Source organism: Streptomyces sp. NBC_01190 (assembly GCF_045039895.1).
Taxonomy (GTDB): domain Bacteria; phylum Actinomycetota; class Actinomycetes; order Streptomycetales; family Streptomycetaceae; genus Actinacidiphila.
This window is the reverse complement of record NZ_CP108580.1, coordinates 6,996,767-7,016,037: the sequence shown is the minus strand read 5'-3', so window position 1 is coordinate 7,016,037 and position 19,271 is coordinate 6,996,767. Positions and strand designations below refer to the sequence as shown.

At 68.4% G+C, this 19,271-nt stretch carries 18 protein-coding genes and 5 pseudogenes; 11 read left to right on the top strand and 12 right to left on the bottom strand.

Annotated features, from left to right (window positions below; all coding sequences use genetic code 11):
- The first annotated feature begins 212 nt into the window (after positions 1-212).
- Positions 213-719, top strand: coding sequence for a hypothetical protein (locus OG519_RS29605; RefSeq protein ID WP_405590194.1), 507 nt, complete (start codon positions 213-215; stop codon positions 717-719).
- Positions 720-1,027: 308 nt separating this feature from the next.
- Positions 1,028-1,183: a hypothetical protein gene (locus OG519_RS29600; RefSeq protein WP_405590192.1), complete on the top strand. Its 156-nt coding sequence runs from the start codon at positions 1,028-1,030 to the stop codon at positions 1,181-1,183.
- A 48-nt stretch (positions 1,184-1,231) separates the two neighbouring features.
- Here the strand turns inward: OG519_RS29600 and OG519_RS29595 are convergent, their stop codons facing one another.
- Entirely contained in the window at positions 1,232-1,906 is a 675-nt protein-coding gene (locus tag OG519_RS29595) for a hypothetical protein (RefSeq protein WP_405590190.1), read from the bottom strand.
- A gap of 222 nt (positions 1,907-2,128) precedes the next feature.
- On the opposite strand from OG519_RS29595, the gene OG519_RS29590 reads away from it, so the two are divergent.
- On the top strand, positions 2,129-2,902 hold the full coding sequence (locus OG519_RS29590) for an IS701 family transposase (RefSeq protein ID WP_405590188.1): 774 nt from the start codon (positions 2,129-2,131) through the stop codon (positions 2,900-2,902).
- A 234-nt stretch (positions 2,903-3,136) separates the two neighbouring features.
- On the opposite strand, the gene OG519_RS29585 is transcribed toward OG519_RS29590, so the two are convergent.
- The gene (locus OG519_RS29585) at positions 3,137-3,325 is read right to left on the bottom strand and encodes a hydroxyethylthiazole kinase (protein ID WP_405593109.1); all 189 of its coding nucleotides are present in this window, start codon (positions 3,323-3,325) and stop codon (positions 3,137-3,139) included.
- A 94-nt stretch (positions 3,326-3,419) separates the two neighbouring features.
- A pseudogene (locus OG519_RS29580) lies at positions 3,420-4,004 on the bottom strand (hydroxyethylthiazole kinase); the annotation flags it as partial.
- 507 nt (positions 4,005-4,511) lie between these two features.
- Here OG519_RS29580 and OG519_RS29575 point away from each other — a divergent pair.
- Positions 4,512-5,456, top strand: a complete 945-nt coding sequence (locus OG519_RS29575; RefSeq protein WP_405590186.1) for an NADP-dependent oxidoreductase — start codon at positions 4,512-4,514, stop codon at positions 5,454-5,456.
- 304 nt (positions 5,457-5,760) lie between these two features.
- Here OG519_RS29575 and OG519_RS29570 read toward each other — a convergent pair whose 3' ends face one another.
- Both OG519_RS29570 and OG519_RS29565 read right to left on the bottom strand, forming a co-directional pair.
- Positions 5,761-5,994 (bottom strand): hypothetical protein, encoded by a 234-nt coding sequence (locus OG519_RS29570; protein ID WP_405590184.1) that lies wholly within the window; start codon positions 5,992-5,994, stop codon positions 5,761-5,763.
- Positions 5,991-6,251 (bottom strand): nitroreductase/quinone reductase family protein, encoded by a 261-nt coding sequence (locus OG519_RS29565; RefSeq protein WP_405590183.1) that lies wholly within the window; start codon positions 6,249-6,251, stop codon positions 5,991-5,993. The genes OG519_RS29570 and OG519_RS29565 overlap by 4 nt, the downstream gene beginning before the upstream one ends.
- Before the next feature lie 159 nt (positions 6,252-6,410).
- Here OG519_RS29565 and OG519_RS29560 point away from each other — a divergent pair, with 159 nt between their 5' ends.
- The 6 genes and pseudogenes from OG519_RS29560 to OG519_RS29535 form a co-directional block, all read left to right on the top strand.
- The gene (locus OG519_RS29560; RefSeq protein ID WP_405590181.1) at positions 6,411-7,022 is read left to right on the top strand and encodes a DsbA family protein; all 612 of its coding nucleotides are present in this window, start codon (positions 6,411-6,413) and stop codon (positions 7,020-7,022) included.
- A gap of 48 nt (positions 7,023-7,070) precedes the next feature.
- Positions 7,071-7,610, top strand: a complete 540-nt coding sequence (locus tag OG519_RS29555; RefSeq protein ID WP_405590179.1) for a cupin domain-containing protein — start codon at positions 7,071-7,073, stop codon at positions 7,608-7,610.
- Positions 7,611-7,751: 141 nt separating this feature from the next.
- Positions 7,752-8,735 carry an alpha/beta hydrolase gene (locus OG519_RS29550; RefSeq protein WP_405590177.1) on the top strand — a complete coding sequence of 328 codons (984 nt, stop codon included), beginning with the start codon at positions 7,752-7,754 and terminating at the stop codon, positions 8,733-8,735.
- A gap of 768 nt (positions 8,736-9,503) precedes the next feature.
- Positions 9,504-10,115 carry an HD domain-containing protein gene (locus tag OG519_RS29545; protein ID WP_405590175.1) on the top strand — a complete coding sequence of 204 codons (612 nt, stop codon included), beginning with the start codon at positions 9,504-9,506 and terminating at the stop codon, positions 10,113-10,115.
- A gap of 93 nt (positions 10,116-10,208) precedes the next feature.
- Positions 10,209-11,191, top strand: a pseudogene (locus tag OG519_RS29540) (transposase family protein); the annotation flags it as partial.
- A 171-nt stretch (positions 11,192-11,362) separates the two neighbouring features.
- A pseudogene (locus OG519_RS29535) lies at positions 11,363-11,999 on the top strand (integrase core domain-containing protein); the annotation flags it as partial.
- 254 nt (positions 12,000-12,253) lie between these two features.
- On the opposite strand, the gene OG519_RS29530 reads toward OG519_RS29535, so the two are convergent.
- The 5 genes and pseudogenes from OG519_RS29530 to tpg form a co-directional block, all read right to left on the bottom strand.
- A complete protein-coding gene (locus tag OG519_RS29530; protein WP_405590173.1) occupies positions 12,254-12,919 on the bottom strand; it encodes a hypothetical protein in 666 nt (221 codons plus the stop codon).
- Between the two features lie 394 nt (positions 12,920-13,313).
- Positions 13,314-13,913, bottom strand: coding sequence for a hypothetical protein (locus OG519_RS29525; RefSeq protein ID WP_405590170.1), 600 nt, complete (start codon positions 13,911-13,913; stop codon positions 13,314-13,316).
- 357 nt (positions 13,914-14,270) lie between these two features.
- Positions 14,271-14,783 carry a hypothetical protein gene (locus OG519_RS29520; protein WP_405590167.1) on the bottom strand — a complete coding sequence of 171 codons (513 nt, stop codon included), beginning with the start codon at positions 14,781-14,783 and terminating at the stop codon, positions 14,271-14,273.
- 217 nt (positions 14,784-15,000) lie between these two features.
- Positions 15,001-15,330, bottom strand: coding sequence for a hypothetical protein (locus tag OG519_RS29515; protein WP_405590164.1), 330 nt, complete (start codon positions 15,328-15,330; stop codon positions 15,001-15,003).
- Between the two features lie 145 nt (positions 15,331-15,475).
- A pseudogene (tpg, locus tag OG519_RS29510) lies at positions 15,476-15,886 on the bottom strand (telomere-protecting terminal protein Tpg); the annotation flags it as partial.
- Between the two features lie 1,883 nt (positions 15,887-17,769).
- Between tpg and OG519_RS29505 the strand changes: the two are divergent.
- Positions 17,770-18,171: pseudogene (locus OG519_RS29505) on the top strand (RICIN domain-containing protein); the annotation flags it as partial.
- A gap of 240 nt (positions 18,172-18,411) precedes the next feature.
- On the opposite strand, the gene OG519_RS29500 reads toward OG519_RS29505, so the two are convergent.
- Both OG519_RS29500 and OG519_RS29495 read right to left on the bottom strand, forming a co-directional pair.
- Positions 18,412-18,624, bottom strand: coding sequence for a hypothetical protein (locus tag OG519_RS29500; protein WP_405590163.1), 213 nt, complete (start codon positions 18,622-18,624; stop codon positions 18,412-18,414).
- Positions 18,606-19,130: a hypothetical protein gene (locus OG519_RS29495; RefSeq protein WP_405590160.1), complete on the bottom strand. Its 525-nt coding sequence runs from the start codon at positions 19,128-19,130 to the stop codon at positions 18,606-18,608. The genes OG519_RS29500 and OG519_RS29495 overlap by 19 nt, the downstream gene beginning before the upstream one ends.
- Positions 19,131-19,271: the final 141 nt, after the last annotated feature.

Below are 19,271 nucleotides of genomic sequence, written 5' to 3'. Positions count from 1 at the left end.
GACCACCGCACCCCTGTTACGCCCGTACCGGTCGGTGGCATCACCCGGCGCCAGGTCCTGCACGGGCCCTGGCCGTCCGCGCGCACCGGACAGGCACCAACGGTGCGGACACAGGGCGGACTGCCCCGCGTGGCCGTCACCACCCCCATGGACGCAGCGCGACTGCTCGATTACTCTCGCGCCCGCCCCCCATCCCCACAGGAGGTACGTCGATGAAGACGCTCAGACGGCGCGTCGCGAGCATGCTGGCCACGGGCGCCGCGGTGCTTGGCGGCATTCTGGCAGCACCCACTCAAGCGCATGCCGCGTGGGGAACGACGTACAACGTGTCGGTCCAGGTCACCTACACCTCCCCCACCGGCTTCACGCTGCAACTCGGCCGCGCGGACGGCTGGGTGCAGTTCGACGACGGCGGCAACTCGTTCCGCTACTCGCTCGCCGTGTGCCGCCAGTCCAGCTACACCTGGCCGAAGCTGCAGGTCGCGGTGAACGCCGGCTACGTCGGAAACACCTGGCAACAGACCACCCTGGAAGCCGTCTTGCTGCCGAACGGAGCGGCCACCACACCGACCGCGCCCTGCTACGGCGACACCGACACGGTGACCGGCCAGGACACCTACACCAACTTCTCCAACGTTGAGTTCTCCCTCAGCGGTGACATGTTCACCCCCTCGTACACCACGGTCAGCCGCAGGTCCGTCCTCACCAACCCGTACTGAGCCGGCAAGGGTAGGACGTCGCGCGGGCCGCACAGCCCCGGGCCCGCGCGGCGCTCAGATCCGATGGCCGTGGACTGCTGGGGCCCGGCGGCCGCGGAACGCAGCTACGGCGCCGGCCTGGTTCGACCCGGCCCGGCTGCTGAACCGTACGACGTCGCTGACCACTATCGTTATCGACAGGGGCAGTAGTGACCGCACCGACCCCAGCAGCACCCCGCGGCGCCGACCGACACCGCGTCGGTGACGCCGTCCGGTGGGCCTGGCCCGGGTCGGGCTGCAGGTCGCCAAGGAAACCGCCCGTAAGCGCGGTGAGCAGCCCGGGCCCGGGCAAGCCCTGCCGCTCCCGCGCCGACCGGACGTTGCGCGGCGACGGCCGCGAACCCCGCGGCCTGGCCGCAGTGTTCCAAGAGCTCGTCACCGAGCGGGCCTGGGAGGTCCCGGCCGCCGGCGGAAGCGTCCTGTAGCAGTGGCCGGCCATCGCGCCCGACCTGGCCCCCGCAGCGGTCAGCGGGTCAAGGCGTCGACCACAGGTCGGGGTAGTACTTCGCGCAGACGCAGTGCGGGTTGTCCGTCGGGGGGTCGATGATGCGCTCGGCGAGGACTTCGAGCACCGGTTCGATGTTCTGTGCTGAGGCGACCTGCCGTTCGGTGACCTCGTATCCGTCGCTGAGGATCAGTTCCAGCCGCGCGGAGTGCACGTAGACGAAGACGTCTTCGCCCGCTATCCGGGTCCACCCTGGCTGCGCCAGCCGCGGGAATTGCCCGATGCGGTTCGGGAAGGCGAGGAACTCCGCAGCCGGGTAAGCGACGCCAGGTGTCGGCCGGCCCTTATCCTCAGGTACGACCACCGGGGAGATGCCGAGCAGGTCGAACACAGCCAGCACTTCCGCCTCGGTCTCGGCCCGGATCGCCACCTGCAGGGTGTCGCCGTCGTTGGCGTGCCCGCCAACGGCCCGGCAGTACCGGAACAGTCGCAACCGCCGCGCCCAGTCACCCAACTGCCCCCTGGAATGCCGTCCGTACAGCCAGCTCTCCCAGCGCGGATCGTAGATGCGCTCGGCCCACCGCTTGCCGTAGCGTTCCCGGTTCCACCTGTCGGCTTGCTCGCGATCGTCTGGTGTTTCGGAAGCGATGGGCAGTGTGAGCTCAGTGATCGTGATCTCGGGCGTCCGCGCCTCGTCAGTCATGACAGCAATCTAACTAACGCTGGCCGCCCCGCGAACAGCCCCGAGAGTCGTCCGTCGCAGCGGCAGCGTCCCGGCCGCGATCACGTTCAGTGCGGACGGCAACGCACCCACCGCGAGTTCCGGCAGTTCCTAGTAGTGCTTGGTCAGGTTGTTTGTGGTGTTGCGTGTCCTTCGGGTGGTGTGTTGCGTTGGGTGGGTGTGACTCCGGAGGAAATCGCTGCGGTGCGTGTGGAGTTGGAGGCGTTCGCGGAGGAGGTGTTCGAGCCGTTCGCGCGTAGGGACCGGCGCCGGTGGGGGCGGGTCTACCTGCGGGGACTGCTCACGGACGGGAAACGCAAGTCGGTGGAGCCGATGGCCGCCCGGCTCGGGGCGGGCGGCAACCGGCAGGCCCTGGCCAACTTCATCACCACCAGCCCGTGGGATCCCGCGCATATCCGGGCCCGCCTGGCCTGGCGGATGGAAACGGCGATCCGCCCGAAAGCGCTGATCTTCGACGACACCGGGTTCCTCAAGGACGGACAGGCGTCGGCGTGCGTGTCCCGGCAGTACACCGGGACCGCGGGCAAGGTCACCAACTGCCAGGTCGGTGTCTCCCTGCACCTGGCCTCCGACCACGCCTCGGCCGCGATCGACTGCCGCCTGTTCCTGCTCGGGACCTGGGACCCGGCCTCCCCGAAGGCCGACCCGGACAAGACCGCCCGCCGAACGTCCTGCGGCATACCCGAGGACGTCGGACACGTGGAGAGATGGCAGCTCGCCCTCGACATGGTCGACGAGACCCGCTCGTGGGGCATCGAGGTGCCCCTGGCCGTCGCGGACGCCGGATACGGCGACTCCGCCGCCTTCCGCCTCGGACTGGGCGCCCGCGGGATGCACTACGTGGTCGGGATCTCCACCACCATGTCGGCCCAGCCCGGCCAGGCAGTGCCGATGACCGAGCCGGCCGGCAGTGGGGCAGGGTTTCGCTGTTGGGTGGGCGGCGTCTCGCGTTGGTAACCGAGTCGTCTGCGCCGATGTGGCGAGGATCGGGATGCTCTGCGCACACAGATCCGGATGATCTTTTGGGTGCGGCTGCCGCTGTCAGGTCGTCACCCCTCCGGTGGCCGCTGCGAAAGGCGCGATGGCGGTGGACCACCGTCCTCTGGGCGCGCTCAGTTGGCCCGGGGGCCAGGCGGCTGGTGTGCGGTCAGCGTCGGGTGGGAGGGGGCCGCGTGGAGGCGGCTGCTCACCTCACGAGAGGGCCGCCCGTTCGAGGAGGTCCTGCTCCGTCAGCGCGGCGAGTGCATCCAGGAACGCGAGGGCGAAGCTCCCTGGCCCGGTGACCTGTTGTGCGGCCTTTTCGGCGGCGACCTTGTAGACGGTGACTGCTGCCACCGTCGTGGCGAGCCGGTCTTCGTCGATCGCCGCGAAGGCGGACATCACCGCGGCCAGTGCCGCCGGCGCCCCCGGCCACTTGGGCGAGCAAGGCGGCCCCGTTGGTGATGCGCGAGTCGCGCGTCCCGTCGGTGACGAAGTCCACGGGTGCGGAGACGGCGACGACACCGCTGGTCTGGCGGGCGAGCGTGTGCGCTGTTTCCTTTGCAGCCTGGAGGGCCTCGGTAGAGTCATCCGCGCCGTGGGTGCCGGCACGGGCACCCGCGACCGCGATGATCTCCGATGGGGTGCCCCGGATCACCGTGGGCCGCAGCTCCACGAGCTGGTGCGCCAGCGCGGTGCGTACCGGCAACGGGCCGATGGTGAACGCGTCAAGGACCCACGCCGTGCCGGCGGAAGCGGCTGCCTGGGCCGCTTCGACCATGGCGGTCCGCTGTTCTGCGTGCGGCGTCGCAAGGTTGATCACGACAGCGGAGGCGACCCCTGCGAAAGGTCCGGCCTCGTCCGGAACGTCGACCATGGCCGGTGTGGCGCCCAGTGCGTACAGGACGTTCGCGGTGAAGTTGGTGACCACCGTGTTGGTCAGGCACTGGACAAGAGGGGTGCGGGTCCTGACCTGTGCGAGGGCCTGCGGGACGAATGCGGTGAGTTCGGCAGGAGTCGTGTACACGTGGTCGCTTCCGGGGGGAGGAGGGGAACCCGCGGCGCAGGCAGGACGGCCCATCGGCGAGCGGTGGATCAGGCTCGCGCGAGCGCAGCCGGAGCGGCCAGTGGCGGCCAGAACATCAGGAACGATAACCGACAAATCGCTGCGTGTAGGGGATGCTGGTCAGGTGTCGGCGGGGAGCGCCGATCTCCTCGGGGAAGCTGTGGGGGACTGATCATCGACAGTTCCCGCTCTGGCCCGGAAACGGGGGAGCTGACCAGCAGGTCCTTCACCGGCGGGCCGCTGATGCTGGCGATGAGTGTGGGGTGACGGGACTGGGGAAGCGTCCCCGAACGTATCCGTCGGGCTCGCTGGTCGGAGCCTTCCTTCATCCCGGGTGACCAGGCGATACGGCAGGCATTCGCGTCCCGCAGTTCTCGGCGACGGCTGGGAGGTGGTCCGGGTGAATGCTGGTTGTTGGCCCGTACGGTCGAGATCATGTCGTGGCAGGAGCCATGACTGCTCGCAGGGGGCACCGGTGTTCTCGACTGTTCCAGCACAGCTCCTGAAACTGAAGGCAGGCCCATGAAAGCCATCACCGTCCGCGACCGGGAAGCCGGTACCGGCGGCCTCACCCTGTCGGAGTTGCCCTATCCGCACGCCGCCGAGAACGACGTCATCGTGCGTGTGCACGCTGCGGGATTCACACGCGGGGAACTCGCCTGGCCCGCGACGTGGACCGACCGCGCCGGCCGCGACCGGACGCCGAGCGTGCCGGGCCACGAGCTGTCCGGGGTCGTCGCCGAACTGGGCTACGGCACGACCGGCCTTACGGTCGGCCAGCGGGTCTTCGGTCTGACCGACTGGGCCAGGAACGGGTCGCTGGCCGAGTACACCGCGGTGGAGGCCCGCAACCTTGCCCCTCTCCCCGTCGGCATCGACCACACGGTGGCCGCCGCGCTGCCGATCTCGGGCCTGACTGCCTGGCAGGGCCTGTTCGACCACGGCGGGCTCGCGGCGGGGCAGACGGTGCTGGTGCACGGTGCCGCCGGAGGTGTCGGATCGATCGCGGTCCAGCTCGCCCGCGAGGCGGGCGCCCGGGTGATCGCCACCGGCCGGGCCCGCGACCGGGACACCGCTCTCGGCCTGGGCGCCGAGGTCTTCGTGGACCTCCAGGCGGACCGGCTCGCGGACACCGGCGAGGTCGACGTCGTCTTCGACGTCATCGGTGGTGACATCCTCGACCGTTCGGCGGGCCTGGTACGGGCCGGCGGCACCCTCGTCACCATCGCCGCGCCGCCCACACACACCCCCGAAGGCGGACGGGCCGTCTTCTTCGTCGTCGAACCCGAACGGGCCCGGCTCGCCGACCTCGCGCAGCGGCTTCGGGACGGCCGGCTCAAGCCGATCGTCGGCGAGGTGCACCCACTTGCCGAAACCCCGGCGGTGTTCGCACCCGGCCGCCGAGGCCGTGGGAAGACGATCATCCGCGTCGCACCAGGCGAGCCCATTCGCGGCCGATCCGGATGATGCGGTCATGCGCTTCCGCAGGGCCGCGAGTTTGTGGATGGGCAGGCGGGTGAAGGGATTGCCGAGCTTCGGGCGGTGGCCGTCTGGACTACGAAGCCCTCGTCGTCATAGCTGAGCAGGCGGGACGGCCTCGCCTCTGAGGAATTCCACCTCCATGGGGTCTGGAAGAACCCGCGGCGCCTCCGCCGCGGCCTCGCGAAAACCGGCCTTGTGGAGCGTAGAGGCGAAATGCTCCTTGGAGCACTGCATTGTCATCACCCGCCGAGTCGTCCCGTCGTGTCTGACATATCAGACCTTCGTGGAATCACTGGTGCCGGTAATGCGCGGTATCGTCGGCGTCGGCGTCGGCATCGGCGCCGTCGAGGTCGACGCGAACAGACAGTGCGTCCGTGTCCCCGACTGCCGCCGCAGTCATGCACATCCGCCGCGCCCGGCTGCCAAGGCCGATCAGCCGGCGCCGATCCTGCCGGTCGTCGTTGTCGAGGATGTGCGCCGTCCCGGCCCGCCAGCCGAGGCTCGAGCCGGTGCGGACCCTCACTCGGACCCGCCGATCCGCCAGATGGTCCGGACCCAGTCGGTCTCGTAGCTGCGCTGGGCCACCAACCAGAAAACCTCGCCGGCCAGCCCGTCACACACCGGCGTACGCCGGGGAAGCCCTGTACGCAGCCCGGTCGTCTCCAGCAGTGCGTCGCCCCGCGGCGGGTGATCCCCTTTGTGCGCGAGCATCACCACGGGGTTGACAGCATGAGTCTGCAGCAGGTGGAACAGTCGATCCCCGCTGGCTGACCTGGTCATCCGGCTCGTCCAATCCGGTCCGCCTGAGACCACCGAAGGCGGCCGTCGGCACACCTTCACTCAAAGCCCAAATTATCTGGAGATGCGCAGGGACACCATCGCACCTGTGCCGCCAAGGCCGGACTTGCAGTCGGGGGGAGTGCGCGCGACGCTGGGATTATGTCCATCGGCGATTTCTCGCCGGCAGGAGCGGAAGCCACCGCGCCTGTCCTGCACTGGTACGACTTCGTCTGCCCCTTCTGCTACGTCGGACAGGACCGATCGCGCATTCTCACCAAGCGTGGTTTCACGGTTTTGAGCATCCCGCTTCCGATCCACCCGGAGATCCCGCAGGAGGGCGTCGAGGCGGGCCCTCGGCAGGGTCCGATGTATGAGTTTCTGCAGAACGAGGCGCGCGCCGCCGGCCTTCCGCTGCACTGGCCAGCCCGGCTTCCCAACACCATTCTCGCGCTCACCGTCGCCGAATGGGTACGCCGTCATGAGCCCGGGGCTTTCCCCGCGCTCTACGCGGAACTGTTCGAAGCCCACTTCGTCCGCGGCGAGGACATCGGCGCACTGGCGGTGGTGCAGCAGCATGCGGCGGCCAGTGGTGTCGACATACCCGCACTGACGGTGGCGATGACTGAACCGGGGCCCGCGCAGGACGTCGAGCAGTCGTCCGGGCTGGCCGAACACTTCGGCATCGCCGGCACGCCCGCGTGGCTGGTGGGTTCGCTGGCGATATCAGGCCTGCGCCCGCGGTCGGAGTTCGAAGAATTCCGCTCCGCCTGAGGAGACGCCCGGTGAACCAGAGACGTGACAACGACGGAAGGAGAGATCATGACGGGCAAAGGTGCGCGTGGCGTCAACGTGGTCCTTCCGGGCAAGGGAGAGGAGGTCGCGATCCCCGGATTCGGGGCCACCTACAAGCTCCATGCGGGTGATACCGGCGGCGAGGTGGCGATTGTGGAGCATCCCTTCGCTGTCGGCTTCATCTCTGCACCCCACAAGCACGCTGGAGAAGACGAGCACTCCTTTGTCCTGGAAGGCGAGATCGGCTTCCGCTCGGACGACAGCGAAGTGGTTCTCGGGCCGGGCAGTTACATAACGAAGCCACGCGGCCAGATGCATGCGATGTGGAATGCGGGAGACGTACCCGGGCGAATCATCGAGATCATCACGCCGGGCGGATTCGAGGACTATTTTCGCCAACTCGGTGAACTTCTGGTCGACGGCAAGAAACCCGAGCCCACCGCTGGAAGCCTCCACGACACCGACGAGTTCACCGCCCTGGCCACCAGGTTCGGCCTTACCTACGGAGAGCCGGACTGGCTCGATGACGTGATCAATCGATATGGCCTCCGGCGGCCGACACACTGACGCGAGGGGACGTGGCATGAGGCGTACAGGCCTTCGAACAAAACCTGCGATCCACAGTAGTGCAGGCGGAGTACAGCGCCGCTGGGAAAACGCCCGGCGGCCAGGCGCCCACCCCTGCGACACGGGAAGGGCACCCGTCACATGACCGGATTTCCACCACCCCCCGTACCGGTTCTCGAACAGCCCGCGCTGGCAGCGGCCCATGCGACCTTCCCCCACCCGCGCAGCTACGAGCTGCCGCCGGAGGAGGGGCGTGCGCGTCTGGTCGCTCTCCAGGCCGGGCGGGGAGTGGGGAAACCGGAGGTCGAGGAGACCTGGGTGACAGTCGACGCCGGCCGGTACGGGAGGGTCCGCACCCGCATCGTCCGCCCCGCGGGCGCCCGCGGCGAGCTGCCTGTCGTGCTGTTCCTCCACGGCGGGGGCTGGGTCTTCGGCGATGAGACCACGCACGACCGTCTGGTCCGTGAACTCGCCACCGGCGCGGGTGCCGCCGTCGTCTTCCCCCTCTACGACAGGGCGCCCGAGGCGCGGTACCCGGCGCAGATCGAGCAGAGCCACACGGTCGGCGCATGGATCGCCGGGCAGGGTGGCTCTCACGGCCTGGACCCCGCGCGGATCGCCCTCGCCGGGGACTCCGCCGGCGGGAACCTGGCCGCGGCACTCGCCTTCCTGGCGGAAGAACGTGGCACCCCGCGGTTCAGGGCGCAGGTACTGCTCTACCCGGTAACCGGCGCGGGGATGGACACCGGGTCCTGCCGGCAGTTCGCCGACGGCTACTACCTGACGCGCGAGGGCATGGCGTGGTTCTGGGACCAATACGTCCCCGACCCGCGACGGCGGGCCGAACCGTACGCCTCCCCGCTGCGGGCGCGGGCCGAACAGCTCAAGGAGTTGCCGCCCACTCTGGTCGTCACCGGTGAGGCGGACATCTTGCGGGACGAGGGCGAAGCCTATGCCGCCCGACTCCGGGAAGCCGGTGTCAACGTCACGGCCGTACGGGTCCTGGGCACCGTCCACGACTTCCTCATGCTCGACAGCATGCGGGCGACCCGTGCAGCCACCGTTGGCCGGGAGCTCACTGTCGACGCTCTCCGCCAGGCCCTCCACGGACACCCCCCGGCGTGATCGGACGACGCATGTTCGCAGAGATTTGATGTCCGCCACCCGGCACTCCACCGGCCGGGGCGGCGCGGAATCACGATCGACGCCGGTGTCACGCAGCGTCCCGTGGCCAAGATATCTTTGCTTTCTACCGGAACTTTGGGTGCGCGTTTCCTCAGGGGCGTCATGGCTGTCGAGCCTCTGGCACCCGAGGGGTCCCGGTGGACGATCCAAGACCCGTGGGGAGTCGGCTTGTACTGGACGGTCGAAACGACGGGGGTACGTGACAACACCCTGATCCGCTACCAGACGAAGGCGCCGCGCGGACTGCAGACGGGCGGGGTGGGAGATGGGCCTCGCCCAGGGCGCACATCCGGGCCAGACCCGGGTCCGCGAGCAGATGTCCGCGCTCGATGCGGGTCGTCCCTGAACATGATGGGGAAGCCGCCGCTGGAAGAGATGCGGGCCCATCTCAGAAGGCTGAAGGAGATTACGGAGACCGAAAGGGTGATCCACACCGTCTACTCCGCGCCGGGGAAGTTCGCCGGACCGGTGTCCCCTGGGAGCAGCCAGGGCAGGCCACGAAAGGGCCAGGGCCGCCGCCGTATACAGGGGACCCGGCTGGGTGGAACGGTGTCCTCGGGTGACCCACGGTGCCGCACCGCGCTGGCAGGTCCGCCGGAACGAGGCATCCATCTCGCTCACGACACCCGGATGTCACCCGGGCTATTCGCCCCTCGCGGGCAGGACGATCAGCTATGTCACCCATGACCCGGCCGGAGGAGAGCACTCATGACCCGCACCACTCTCAATGAACTCGTACTCCCCGGCACCGCGGTGTCGGCTGCCGCCCGAGAGGTGGCATCCGCCTACCTGTCGCCCGCACTGCTCAACCATTCCCTGCGGTCCTACGTATGGGCAGCAGCCCGCGGCACCACCCGCGGCATCCCATTCGACCAGGAACTGCTCTATGTGGCGGCTCTGTTCCACGACCTCGGCCTGGTTACAGCCTTCGACAGCCACACCCTGGCGTTCGAGGAAGCGGGCGGCCACGTGGCGAGCGTGTTCGGGGCCGGCGCGGGATGGACGGCACAACGCCGCGAACGCCTCTCTGAGGTGATCATCCGACACATGTGGCCCGAGGTCGACGCATCCACCGACCCCGAGGGCCACCTGCTGGCCCACGCCACCGCCACGGACGTCGTCGGCGCGGACCTCGACGACTTCGACCGCGACTTCCGCCGGGAAGTGGTCGCACGCTACCCACGCCTCGACTTCACGAAAGCCTTCCTCGCCTGCTTCCAGGCACAGGCCGCCCGCAAACCGGACAGCTCCGCTGCCAGCGCGGTGCACTCCGGCCTCGACACCCGCATGACGGCCAACCGCCTGGACACCCTCACCTGAGGGCCCTCACCCTCACGCCCGGCGTTCGGGTGTGTCCATTTAACGGCCCTGTCTTACTTTCGGTGGTGACGGAGAGTCGTAGGGATCGTTGTTATTGGCGTGAGGGACGTCAACGAGCTTTTCCAGATGGTGTTTTCGGGGTTGTTCCCGCTGGTCGTCGAGGACGTGGTCGACGAGGGTGAGCGGATCGAGGTGCGTGCGGGACTCCGCAGGAGGATGCGGTCTGCCCGGTGTGTGGGGCCTCATCGGGGCGTGTGCACGGCTATCGGCTGCGGACGGTGGCCGACGTGCCGGTCGACGGCCGGCGGGTGGTGGTCCGTGTGCGGGTGCGGCGTCTGCTGTGTCCTACGTCCGGGTGCCGCCACACCTTCCGCGAGCAGGTGCCCGGGGTGCTGGAGCGTTATCAGCGGCGCACGGCCCGTCTGACCAGGCAGGTCAAGGCCGTGGTCGAAGCCGCCCTGAGCGAGGTGAAGGCACACAGCACCTGCTGGGCCACCGTCCTGGACGCGCCGATCTACGACGGGCCCCGCGCACCGACCGCCCTGGAGCGCTGGCATCAGGTCCACGGCCTGATCGACCAGGGCGTGGGCCTGCTCGAATCCGCCCGACGCCTCCAACTGGCCCTGAACACCGTCAAGCGCTACGCCTGCGCCGAGAAGCCCGAGCGGATGCTCCGCGTCCCCAAATACCGCGCCGGCCTCGTCGACCCCTACCGCGACCACCTGCGCAAACGCCGGACCGAAGACCCCACCGTCCCCGTCAGGCACCTCTTCGACGAGATCAAAGCCCTCGGCTACGAAGGCTGCCTCAACCTCCCGCACAAGTACATCAGCCAGGGCCGTGCGGACGCCGACCGCAGCCACATCTCCCCGCGCCGGCTCGCCCGGATGCTGCTGACCAGGCCCGACAACCTCAAGGCCGGGCAACACGAACTCCTGGCCTAGCTCACCGCGGCCTGCCCCGAGATGACCCAACTGGCACAGGCGATCGCGGACTTCGCCCCACTCCTGGCACCGCAACCCGGCAATGCCGACGCGCTCACCTCCTGGATCGCCCAAATCCGAGCGGCCGACCTTGTCCCTGCCGATAACCTCATCCACCCTGGTCAGGGCCGGTTTCGTGGACTCCGCGCTGTCGCGTCCCAGAGCTGGCCCGGCGCTCTGGCGGGGATGACGGTCTCCTCGGCATGATGATCACTCGTGCTGCTGAAACTCGCCTACCCGGGCATGTCGAATATGTTCGCGGCCTTGCGAGCCGGCATCCAACCCGCTCCTGCGCGGGCCTCCACTACGTGGGCAGACTTCCTGCACTCCCAGGCCGATGCCCTCCTGGCCTGCGACTTCCTCGAAACCCTCACCCTGTCCGGGGCACGGCTGTACGTCTTCGCGATGATCGAGCACGCCAGCCGCCGCATCCGGGTCCTGGGCGCGACAGCGCACCCCACCGCAGCGTGGATGACACAGCTGGCGAAGAACCTCGCCATGAACCTCGAAGACACCGGCTGCCAGCGCACGGTTCCTCATCAGGGACCGCGACCGGAAGTTCCCCGCGCTCTTCGACGCCATCCTCGCCGACACCGGGATCAAGGTGATGCTCAGCGGCGTACGCATACCGCGAATGAACGCGATCATGGAGCGGTGGGTCTACACCTGCCGACGTGAACTCCTGGACCGCACCCTGATCTGGAACCACGGGCACCTTCTCCACGCATCACGCGAGTTCGAGGGGTTCTACAACGAGCACCGTCCACACCAGGGCATCACCAACGCCCGACCACTGCACCCATTGCCCCCGCCGATCACCGATCCAGGCCAGATCGCCCACCTCGACATACGACGCGACCGGCTCGGCGGCATTCTCCGCGAGTACCAACATACCGCCTGACCTGCACGGACGAGGCTATCAGCAAGGACGGTGCTGCGGAGATGGTGGCAGTGACGCTGCTGAAGGCGGACGTTAGGCGGGCAACGGGCCAGGAGGAGCTGCGGGTGAAGCCGGCGGTCTCAAGATCACTGTGGAGCGGGCGGCGGCCGAGGATAGTGGGGGGAGGTGGCGGCTGCCCTATGGCGGTCGGCGTCGAGGAACGCGCCAGCCCCCTCCGGTCGGTGGTGGCTGTCTGCGTGATGCGCATCGGTTGCTCAGCAGTCACCCGTTCTGACAGTGACAGCGTCGAGCTGAACGGCGCCTGCGGGGGTATTGACGGGGTTCCCCGCCCACCACTTCACGGTTTCCGGGGCCGCACTCGGCGGCAACCAATAGGTGAGGAGCTGAAGCCGGCCGCGCTCCTGGCACATGGTGTAGAGGTCGAGTTCCTTGGCCCAGGTGCTGCCACTGACCTCCGTGGAATTGCCAGGTTGGACCTGGGATTCGGGGTAGAGCCGACCTTCGAGTACTGGGCCCTGAATGTTGCTGAGAAATCTGGTGAATACCCAGAGTTGCCCCTGTGAGCCGTCTTCGGCTGGGTAGCGGGGCACGTCGAGAGTGATCTCGGGGTAGTTCAACGTGATCATCGCGCCGTTGCAGGGGTCGATGAAGGCGGCGCTGAAGCCGTGGGCTTTCTTGGGAGCAGCGCAGGGGAATGTTGGTGTGACCGGTTCGGTTCCGTCGCTGTCCGGGGGCGTAGGGGTTGCTGTTGATCCGGGGCTTGCGCCCAGTATCGGACTGGTCCGGTCCGGCGTCGGGCTCGTCGTTACCAAGTCGCACGGAATGTCTCCGCATCGGTCGCGGTTGGCGCCTGCGGTGAGCTCATGCGGACCCACGTAAAGCAACATGGTCAGGCTGCCAATGATGCTGAGTAGAGCCAAAAAGAAGGCTCCCCGAGGCAGAGTGTAATTGGTTGATATGGCGCTCGGGCGCGGACGGATTCTGGAACCTGCTGCCGGCCGCCGATTCACGGGCTGCCGTGCGCCCCTCGCCGTCGGCAGCGTGCCTACGCGGACCGGAGGGAGCCGAGTACCGGGTCGGACTTCGGTCGTCGCGCCTGACGGAGCTGTCGGCACCTTGGCTGCTAACCCTGTGGCGTCGCTGTCGGCTTGGTTGCCGGATCGCCGGGTTGTGGGTTGGCGGAATCGGGCTGACCGCAGCAAGGCGAGGCGTTCGGCGAGCGTGTCTGGTTCTCCCGGCGGTGGTCGGAAGGCCGGTGTGCGGTGGGAGAGTACGGCTATGACCTGTCCGGCGAGCGAGTCAGCACGCATGGTGTCAGGGCCCCCCTTCCTCTGACGTCGCTGGCACGTCGAAGATGCCGAGCTGCGACGGGGTGCGCGGCAGGGCGATTCCGTTTGCCGGGCCGTCCGCCGACTCGGTCGGATGTCCGTTGGACGTAGCGGGGGGCGTATCGGATCCCTGCTGTTCCGGCGCCTGCCCTGTCTGTTGGGCGGGGGGGCCGGTGGCGCCGGGGAGCCCGTCCGGGGCGTTGGCGAGTTGGCGTAGGACTAGGGGTACGAGTGCGGACAGTTTGTCGAGCACCGTTGGGCCGGCGGCCCCGAGGGTTAACGCGATCCATGCCGACAGGTCGCTGATGGTTCGAGCGGCGGCGGCGGCTAGGACCGCTCCCAGTCCGAGTTGCAGCACGATCGAGATGCCGTACGCCAAGGGTCCCGCCGGTACAGCCGGCTCTTGTTGGCTGTTGCCGGGTGCGCTGGTCACCGTGTTGGCGGCGGCGGTGTCCTGCCCCCGACCAGCGCTCTCGGTGATCGCCCAGGGCATGCGCTTGTGGCGGCGTACGGCCTTGATGTAGTCGCTGGACGCCAGGGCGAATCCGCCCAGAGCTCCCCAGACCGCTGCTTCCACCCACCCCATGCCGTCAGGCTATTACCTGACATCCAGTCAGGAGTAGGAACGCATCAATCAGGCCCTCGGCGCCGAGGAACACGGCAGCCCCCCACCGTTTGGTGGGGGGCTGTCGGATGTCCCCCAGGCCGGACAGGTCTGGCTCCGGCAGGCTCGGGTCCACCGCCACAGCGGCGCTGGCGGGCAGCATCTCCACCACGATCCGCCCCTTGTCCGATCCGCGGTCGAACACCTTGAGTTCGTCCAGCGCCTCCGCCTGGCTCTCGCAGATGGGGAGGTCGACAGCGAATCTGCGGGCGCGGCCGTTGCGGGCGCCGGTTCGACCAGTTCTGCGTTCCCGCCTGGTGCTTGTATGTGGCGTCGCGATCAGTTCAGGGGGATCGCTGTTCGAGGGTCGCTCTTCTTCAAAAACTTCTCCGCGAGGTTCGGCGTGGAGAACAGCTGGACCTTGCCGACATCGTGCGTGTCATTGATCGGCGAAACGGACCCGAAATAGCCGCGTACGGTCCAGGTCCCGCCTGGCGGAATAGTGGAGGTCTCTGGGTCCGAGCCGAGGCCGTTCAGGTCGTCTGTGCCGCCATCTGCATCGGCGTGCGTCCACCTGCCGGTGCGCAGGCACATGCCGTGGTCCTCCAATTCGCACGCATAGGCGCGTCCCCCGTCCGGGACAACGGCCTGCGGCACGGCGATGAGGAGATCGGACAGGAGGACGCCGAGCGGGCCGCCGCGGTCCTTCTGCAGGTTGGTGACGTCGATCTCGGCATACACGTAGGCCTGCCCCGGGGACGCCGTGTTCCCGTCCGGGTCCGTCGGCGTCGTGTGCGCGCCCGCACCGCTCACCTTGAAGCGGAAACCGTCCGAGCTCGTCAGCACGGTCACCGGGTGGTGAACGGCAGACGGTCTGGGAGCGGCACCCGATCCGTGACCGGTTGCCGCCGGGTCCGGTGACGAAGCCGAACCACAGCCGACGACGAGACCACACACCACCGCTGACACCAGCAGGTTCCCTAAGCGTATTTCCATCCTGTCCCTCTCCATCGTCAGACCCACGCCTGATGTGCGTTGCCATGCTGGCAGCCCTACAGCACTCACACACTCACACCGCGTCAATGCGCACGATTCCCACATGCCCTGCTCCTGTGCGCGGCCGCGGCGACGAGCAGCTGCGCGATCCTCTCCCACTCCCGAGCTCCGCGGGCCTGTGTTCGTCGCCGGCCAGGTCTTCGTGCTGGGAGTCCTGCCGCGCGTCGAACCGGGCTTCCGCGAGGGCCCGCGCGACGGCGCCGGCGTCCATGCCGCGGGCGCGGCGGTGCACCCAGCCCCGGGCGGCGCGGACCGGATCGTAGAGCGGGGCGATGCGCGATGCTGCCGGCCGGCGCGCGGCGAGCCAGGGCTGCCCGGGTGTGGTCATCTTCGTCTCTCGCATTCATCGGCCGATTCCGAGAACGGGCCGCCTCGGGCGCCTGGCCGTCGTTGGGCCGACCTTGCGTGAGCATCCGGCTCCGCGGCTACGCGAGCGAGCCCGGACCAACTGGTCCGGGCTCGCGGCCTGTTCAGAGACGCCGACCTGGCTACAGGTCGAACTCCAGGTGCTCGATGTCCGTGAAGCGGACTTCCTCGAGGGAGCCGGCGCGGCGGCCGCCGTCCTGGAAGTACACCTCCTTGAGCGCGTCGGCCGCGATCTCCTGCAGCCGCGCATCGGTGGCCCCCTGCTCCTGGGCGTCGAAGAGGCGGGCGGCGTACTGGAGCGGCAGGGCGACAGTCAGGTGCCGGATGCGGTCCTGGTCGGTCGAGCCGATCGGCGCGGTATAGCCGAGCCGGGCGCGGGTGTCGATGACGATGCCGCCGGTGCTGGCCGCCTTCGCCTTCGCCTTGGCGCGGATCTGCGGCTGCCACCGCTTCTTGACCTCGGTCTCCAGCCGGGCGGCGAGGTCCGCCCGGGGGCGCTTGATCTGGTCCCTCGCGTACCGCTCGACGGTGCGGGGAGTGTCTAATAAACGGCTCTGTCTCACATCCGGTGGTGACGGTAAGTCATTGAAGAATGAGCTGGTCAAGGCAGTGGATTTCCATCCGGGCCAGGCGTCTCTCCTCCCACAGACCCGGAGCATCAGGGTCCTGAGCGACGAGCCGAACTGGGCTTATCGCTACGCGTCACTATCGTCGCGGTACGTCACCACCGGATGTGAGACAGGGCCGATCATTGAACACTCCCTCCGCCCAAGATCGAACCGCAGGCCTGCCGCCCGAGTCCCCAACCTCAGGCTCCACCCCTCACCCACCCACCAAGACCGAGATCGAAGGCATTCACCCAATTGAGCAACGGGATCATCGAGGGCTGGTACAACTTGCACCGACTGCACAGCAGCCTCGGCTACCGCAGCCCCGCCGAGTACGAGACCGCACACGCAGCCTGACCACCACACCAATGGTGTCCGTCAAAGCGGAACAAGCTCAGAAGACCCCGAAACGCATCGAAACCCCCACCGAACAGATCCGCCTGAAACAGCAGCGAGGTTAATGGTCAAGCTGAGACATGGGATGTGTCGGCCGTTCTTTGGCCGCATACCAGGTCAGGGGGCTGATCAATCGGGTCTCCGTGCCTATGGGACGGAAAGTTTCACCGGGCGGGAGGCGGCGCGCAGGAGTTGAACGTCGATAGATCCGAAAGGCAATGGTCAGGTACCTCGCGAAGACCGGCTGATCTTCAGCGGGTCCCGGCGAACTTATGGCCGCGCCATTGCGTGCTCGCCGATGTCCTGCCATCTTTACCCACACGGTCCGACAACTCGTGTACACATCCCATCTCTTCTGGGCAAGCTGTGCGCCCGTCTGACCGCGCGGGCGGTGAACGCTGCGCAAGTCCTGAGGAGGCCGGGTCATGCAGTGGCAGAGGCGATCGGCGGCGCCGATCGGCGGCGCGCGGACGGGAGCCAGGTCGGCGCTTCGGCGGTATTCGCTTCGGCTGGCGGTCGCCGTGGTCGCGGCCGTCGCGGCATTGCTCGCGGCGGTGTTCGCGGCCGGGGCGGCCGTCGCCCGGCCGGGTGCGTCGGGCGCGGGCGCCGCGGTGGTGCAGGCGGCGGGGACGCAACGTGGTCCGGACCCGACGATCGCGATGATCGAGGCGAGTCGCGGTCCGTTCGCCACCGCGCAGCTCAGTGTTCCGGCCGGCAACGGGTTCGGCGGCGGGGTGGTGTACTACCCGACGGACACCGGCCAGGGCACGTGGGGTGCGCTGGCGATCGTGCCGGGATACAGCGCGCTGTGCTCGGCCGAGGAGGCGTGGATGGGCCCGTGGCTGTCCTCGTTCGGGTTCGTCGTGATCTGCACCGAGACCAACACCCGCACCGACAGCGACAGCCAGCGCGCCGCCGAACTGCAGGCCGCGCTGACCTGGTTGACCACCCAGAGCCCGGTCAAGAACCAGGTCGATCCGGCCCGGCTGTCCGTGCTGGGCCATTCCGCGGGCGGGGCCGGGGCCATGGAGGAGGCCGAGCAGCATCCCGAGCTGCGTGCGGTGATCGGGCTGGCTCCCGGCTTCCCGGGCCAGGGGTTGACGCTGGCCACGGACACGGTGCCCACGCTGATCGTCGGCGGGCAGAACGACGGGACCGTCACGCCGTCGTATCTGAGCAATCTGTACAGCACGCTCCCGGCTTCGACGCAGAGCGATTTCGCGCAGATCGCCGGGGCGGATCACGTGTACTACACGCACCCTAACAACGTCGAGATGAAGCTGATCATCCCGTGGCTGAAGGTGTTCGTGGACAGCGACACCCGCTACACCCAGTTCCTGTGCCCGACGCTTCCCGACCCGTCCTCGATCTCCGCCTACCAGCCCAAGTGCCCGTACGTGCCTGGCACCGGCACGCCCCCGCCGCCGACGTCGGTGGCGATCGTCGGTGCCGGTTCGGGGCGGTGTGTGACCGTGCCCGGTGGTACCCAGGCCGGCGGCACCCAGGTGCAGCTGGTGGACTGCACCGGCGGGACCAATCAGAAGTGGACCAACACCGCCTCGGGCCAGTTGCAGGTGTTCGGCACCAGCTGCCTGGACGCGAACGCCAAGGGCACCAGCCCCGGCACCAAGGTGGTCATCTGGTCGTGCAACGGCCAGCAGAACCAGCAGTGGACGGTGCACGCCGACGGCACCATCACCGGAGCCCAATCAGGGCTCTGTCTCGACGCCACCGGCGCGGGAACGGCCAACGGCACGCCGCTGGAGCTGTGGACCTGCAACGGCGGCAGCAACCAGAAGTGGACCTTACGGTAGAAGGCTCGCTCCACATGCCCATTTCGGATTCGTTCCCAGAGCACCAGCACCGGCTTACGCGACGACGGCTGTTGGCCACCGGTGTGGGCGCGGCCGCTGCGAACGCCGGTGCCCGCAGCTACGCCGCGGCTGGCGCCGCCGTCGCGTCCGTCGACCTGTCCGGGTCGTGGAGATTCACCCCGGCCGGCCAGAGCACGAGGTCGATCATGGTGCCCGGGGGCGGCTGGTACAAGCAGGGCTTCACCACCGTGGCCGAGGCGGTGTACTCGCGCAGCAGACCAGCACCTCGCTACGCTGGCCGCGGCCGACGCAGGCGATATTCCGCAGCCTGCGGTAGGCCCGGTACTGCTTGCGCTCGATCCGCCGCACGTCCTCGCCCAGCGACACCAGCACCTCGTCCAGGGCATCCCTCAGCTCGCCGATCCCGTCACCGGCTAGCTGTTTCTCCGGCATGCACGCGGCGCGACCGGGGCCCACTCCCGGGCTGTGGTCGCGGGCCGCATCGGTGACGACCGGCTCAAGGCCGAGCAGGCCGGCGCCGAAGAAGCGGTAGCGGACCAGGTCGATGCAGCGGCGGATCCACCGACCGGGTGCCGATCGTAGCGAGTGAAGTCCTCCGCGACGCAGATCAACCTCGGCGCGCTCCTTAGCACCTGGGACGCGGCCGGAACCCCGAGCCGGGCGCGGACCAGGGCCTCGAACTCCGCCCGGTGATCAGTCAGCCACGCCAGATAGAACAGCCCCTGCGTGGTCACCCCCGGGTCACGCCCGCGCTTGTACTCCACCACCACCGGAGCACCGTTCTCGTCGATCCCCAGCGAATCGATCCGCCCACCGTGCACCGGACCCGAGCTGTACTCGCTCGCCAGGAAGCGCACGCCCAGCGACGCCGGCATATTCGCCTCGACCAGCCCCTGCAGATCCCGCTCGAACGCCAGCGCCTGCGGCACGATCTCCACAGCGTTTCCCTCACCCAGCGTGAACAGCCTCAAATGCGCCCCTTGCGATCCTTCACACCGTGATCATCGACGCGACATCAACGCGGCAGGGAGGCACAATTGTTTCGCGTACCAGTACTCCAGTGAAAGTTCTCCGTATGT

What these genes read in the sequence shown, in the direction of transcription:
- OG519_RS29575 (WP_405590186.1), top strand. Translation starts at nt 4,512, where the DNA reads ATGAAAGCCATCACCGTCCGCGACCGGGAAGCCGGTACCGGCGGCCTC.
- OG519_RS29500 (WP_405590163.1), bottom strand. Translation starts at nt 18,624, where the DNA reads ATGCCGGAGAAACAGCTAGCCGGTGACGGGATCGGCGAGCTGAGGGAT.
- OG519_RS29605 (WP_405590194.1), top strand. Translation starts at nt 213, where the DNA reads ATGAAGACGCTCAGACGGCGCGTCGCGAGCATGCTGGCCACGGGCGCC.
- OG519_RS29595 (WP_405590190.1), bottom strand. Translation starts at nt 1,906, where the DNA reads ATGACTGACGAGGCGCGGACGCCCGAGATCACGATCACTGAGCTCACA.
- OG519_RS29525 (WP_405590170.1), bottom strand. Translation starts at nt 13,913, where the DNA reads ATGGGGTGGGTGGAAGCAGCGGTCTGGGGAGCTCTGGGCGGATTCGCC.
- OG519_RS29560 (WP_405590181.1), top strand. Translation starts at nt 6,411, where the DNA reads ATGTCCATCGGCGATTTCTCGCCGGCAGGAGCGGAAGCCACCGCGCCT.
- OG519_RS29555 (WP_405590179.1), top strand. Translation starts at nt 7,071, where the DNA reads ATGACGGGCAAAGGTGCGCGTGGCGTCAACGTGGTCCTTCCGGGCAAG.
- OG519_RS29515 (WP_405590164.1), bottom strand. Translation starts at nt 15,330, where the DNA reads ATGCGAGAGACGAAGATGACCACACCCGGGCAGCCCTGGCTCGCCGCG.
- OG519_RS29565 (WP_405590183.1), bottom strand. Translation starts at nt 6,251, where the DNA reads ATGACCAGGTCAGCCAGCGGGGATCGACTGTTCCACCTGCTGCAGACT.
- OG519_RS29545 (WP_405590175.1), top strand. Translation starts at nt 9,504, where the DNA reads ATGACCCGCACCACTCTCAATGAACTCGTACTCCCCGGCACCGCGGTG.
- OG519_RS29585 (WP_405593109.1), bottom strand. Translation starts at nt 3,325, where the DNA reads ATGTCCGCCTTCGCGGCGATCGACGAAGACCGGCTCGCCACGACGGTG.
- OG519_RS29550 (WP_405590177.1), top strand. Translation starts at nt 7,752, where the DNA reads ATGACCGGATTTCCACCACCCCCCGTACCGGTTCTCGAACAGCCCGCG.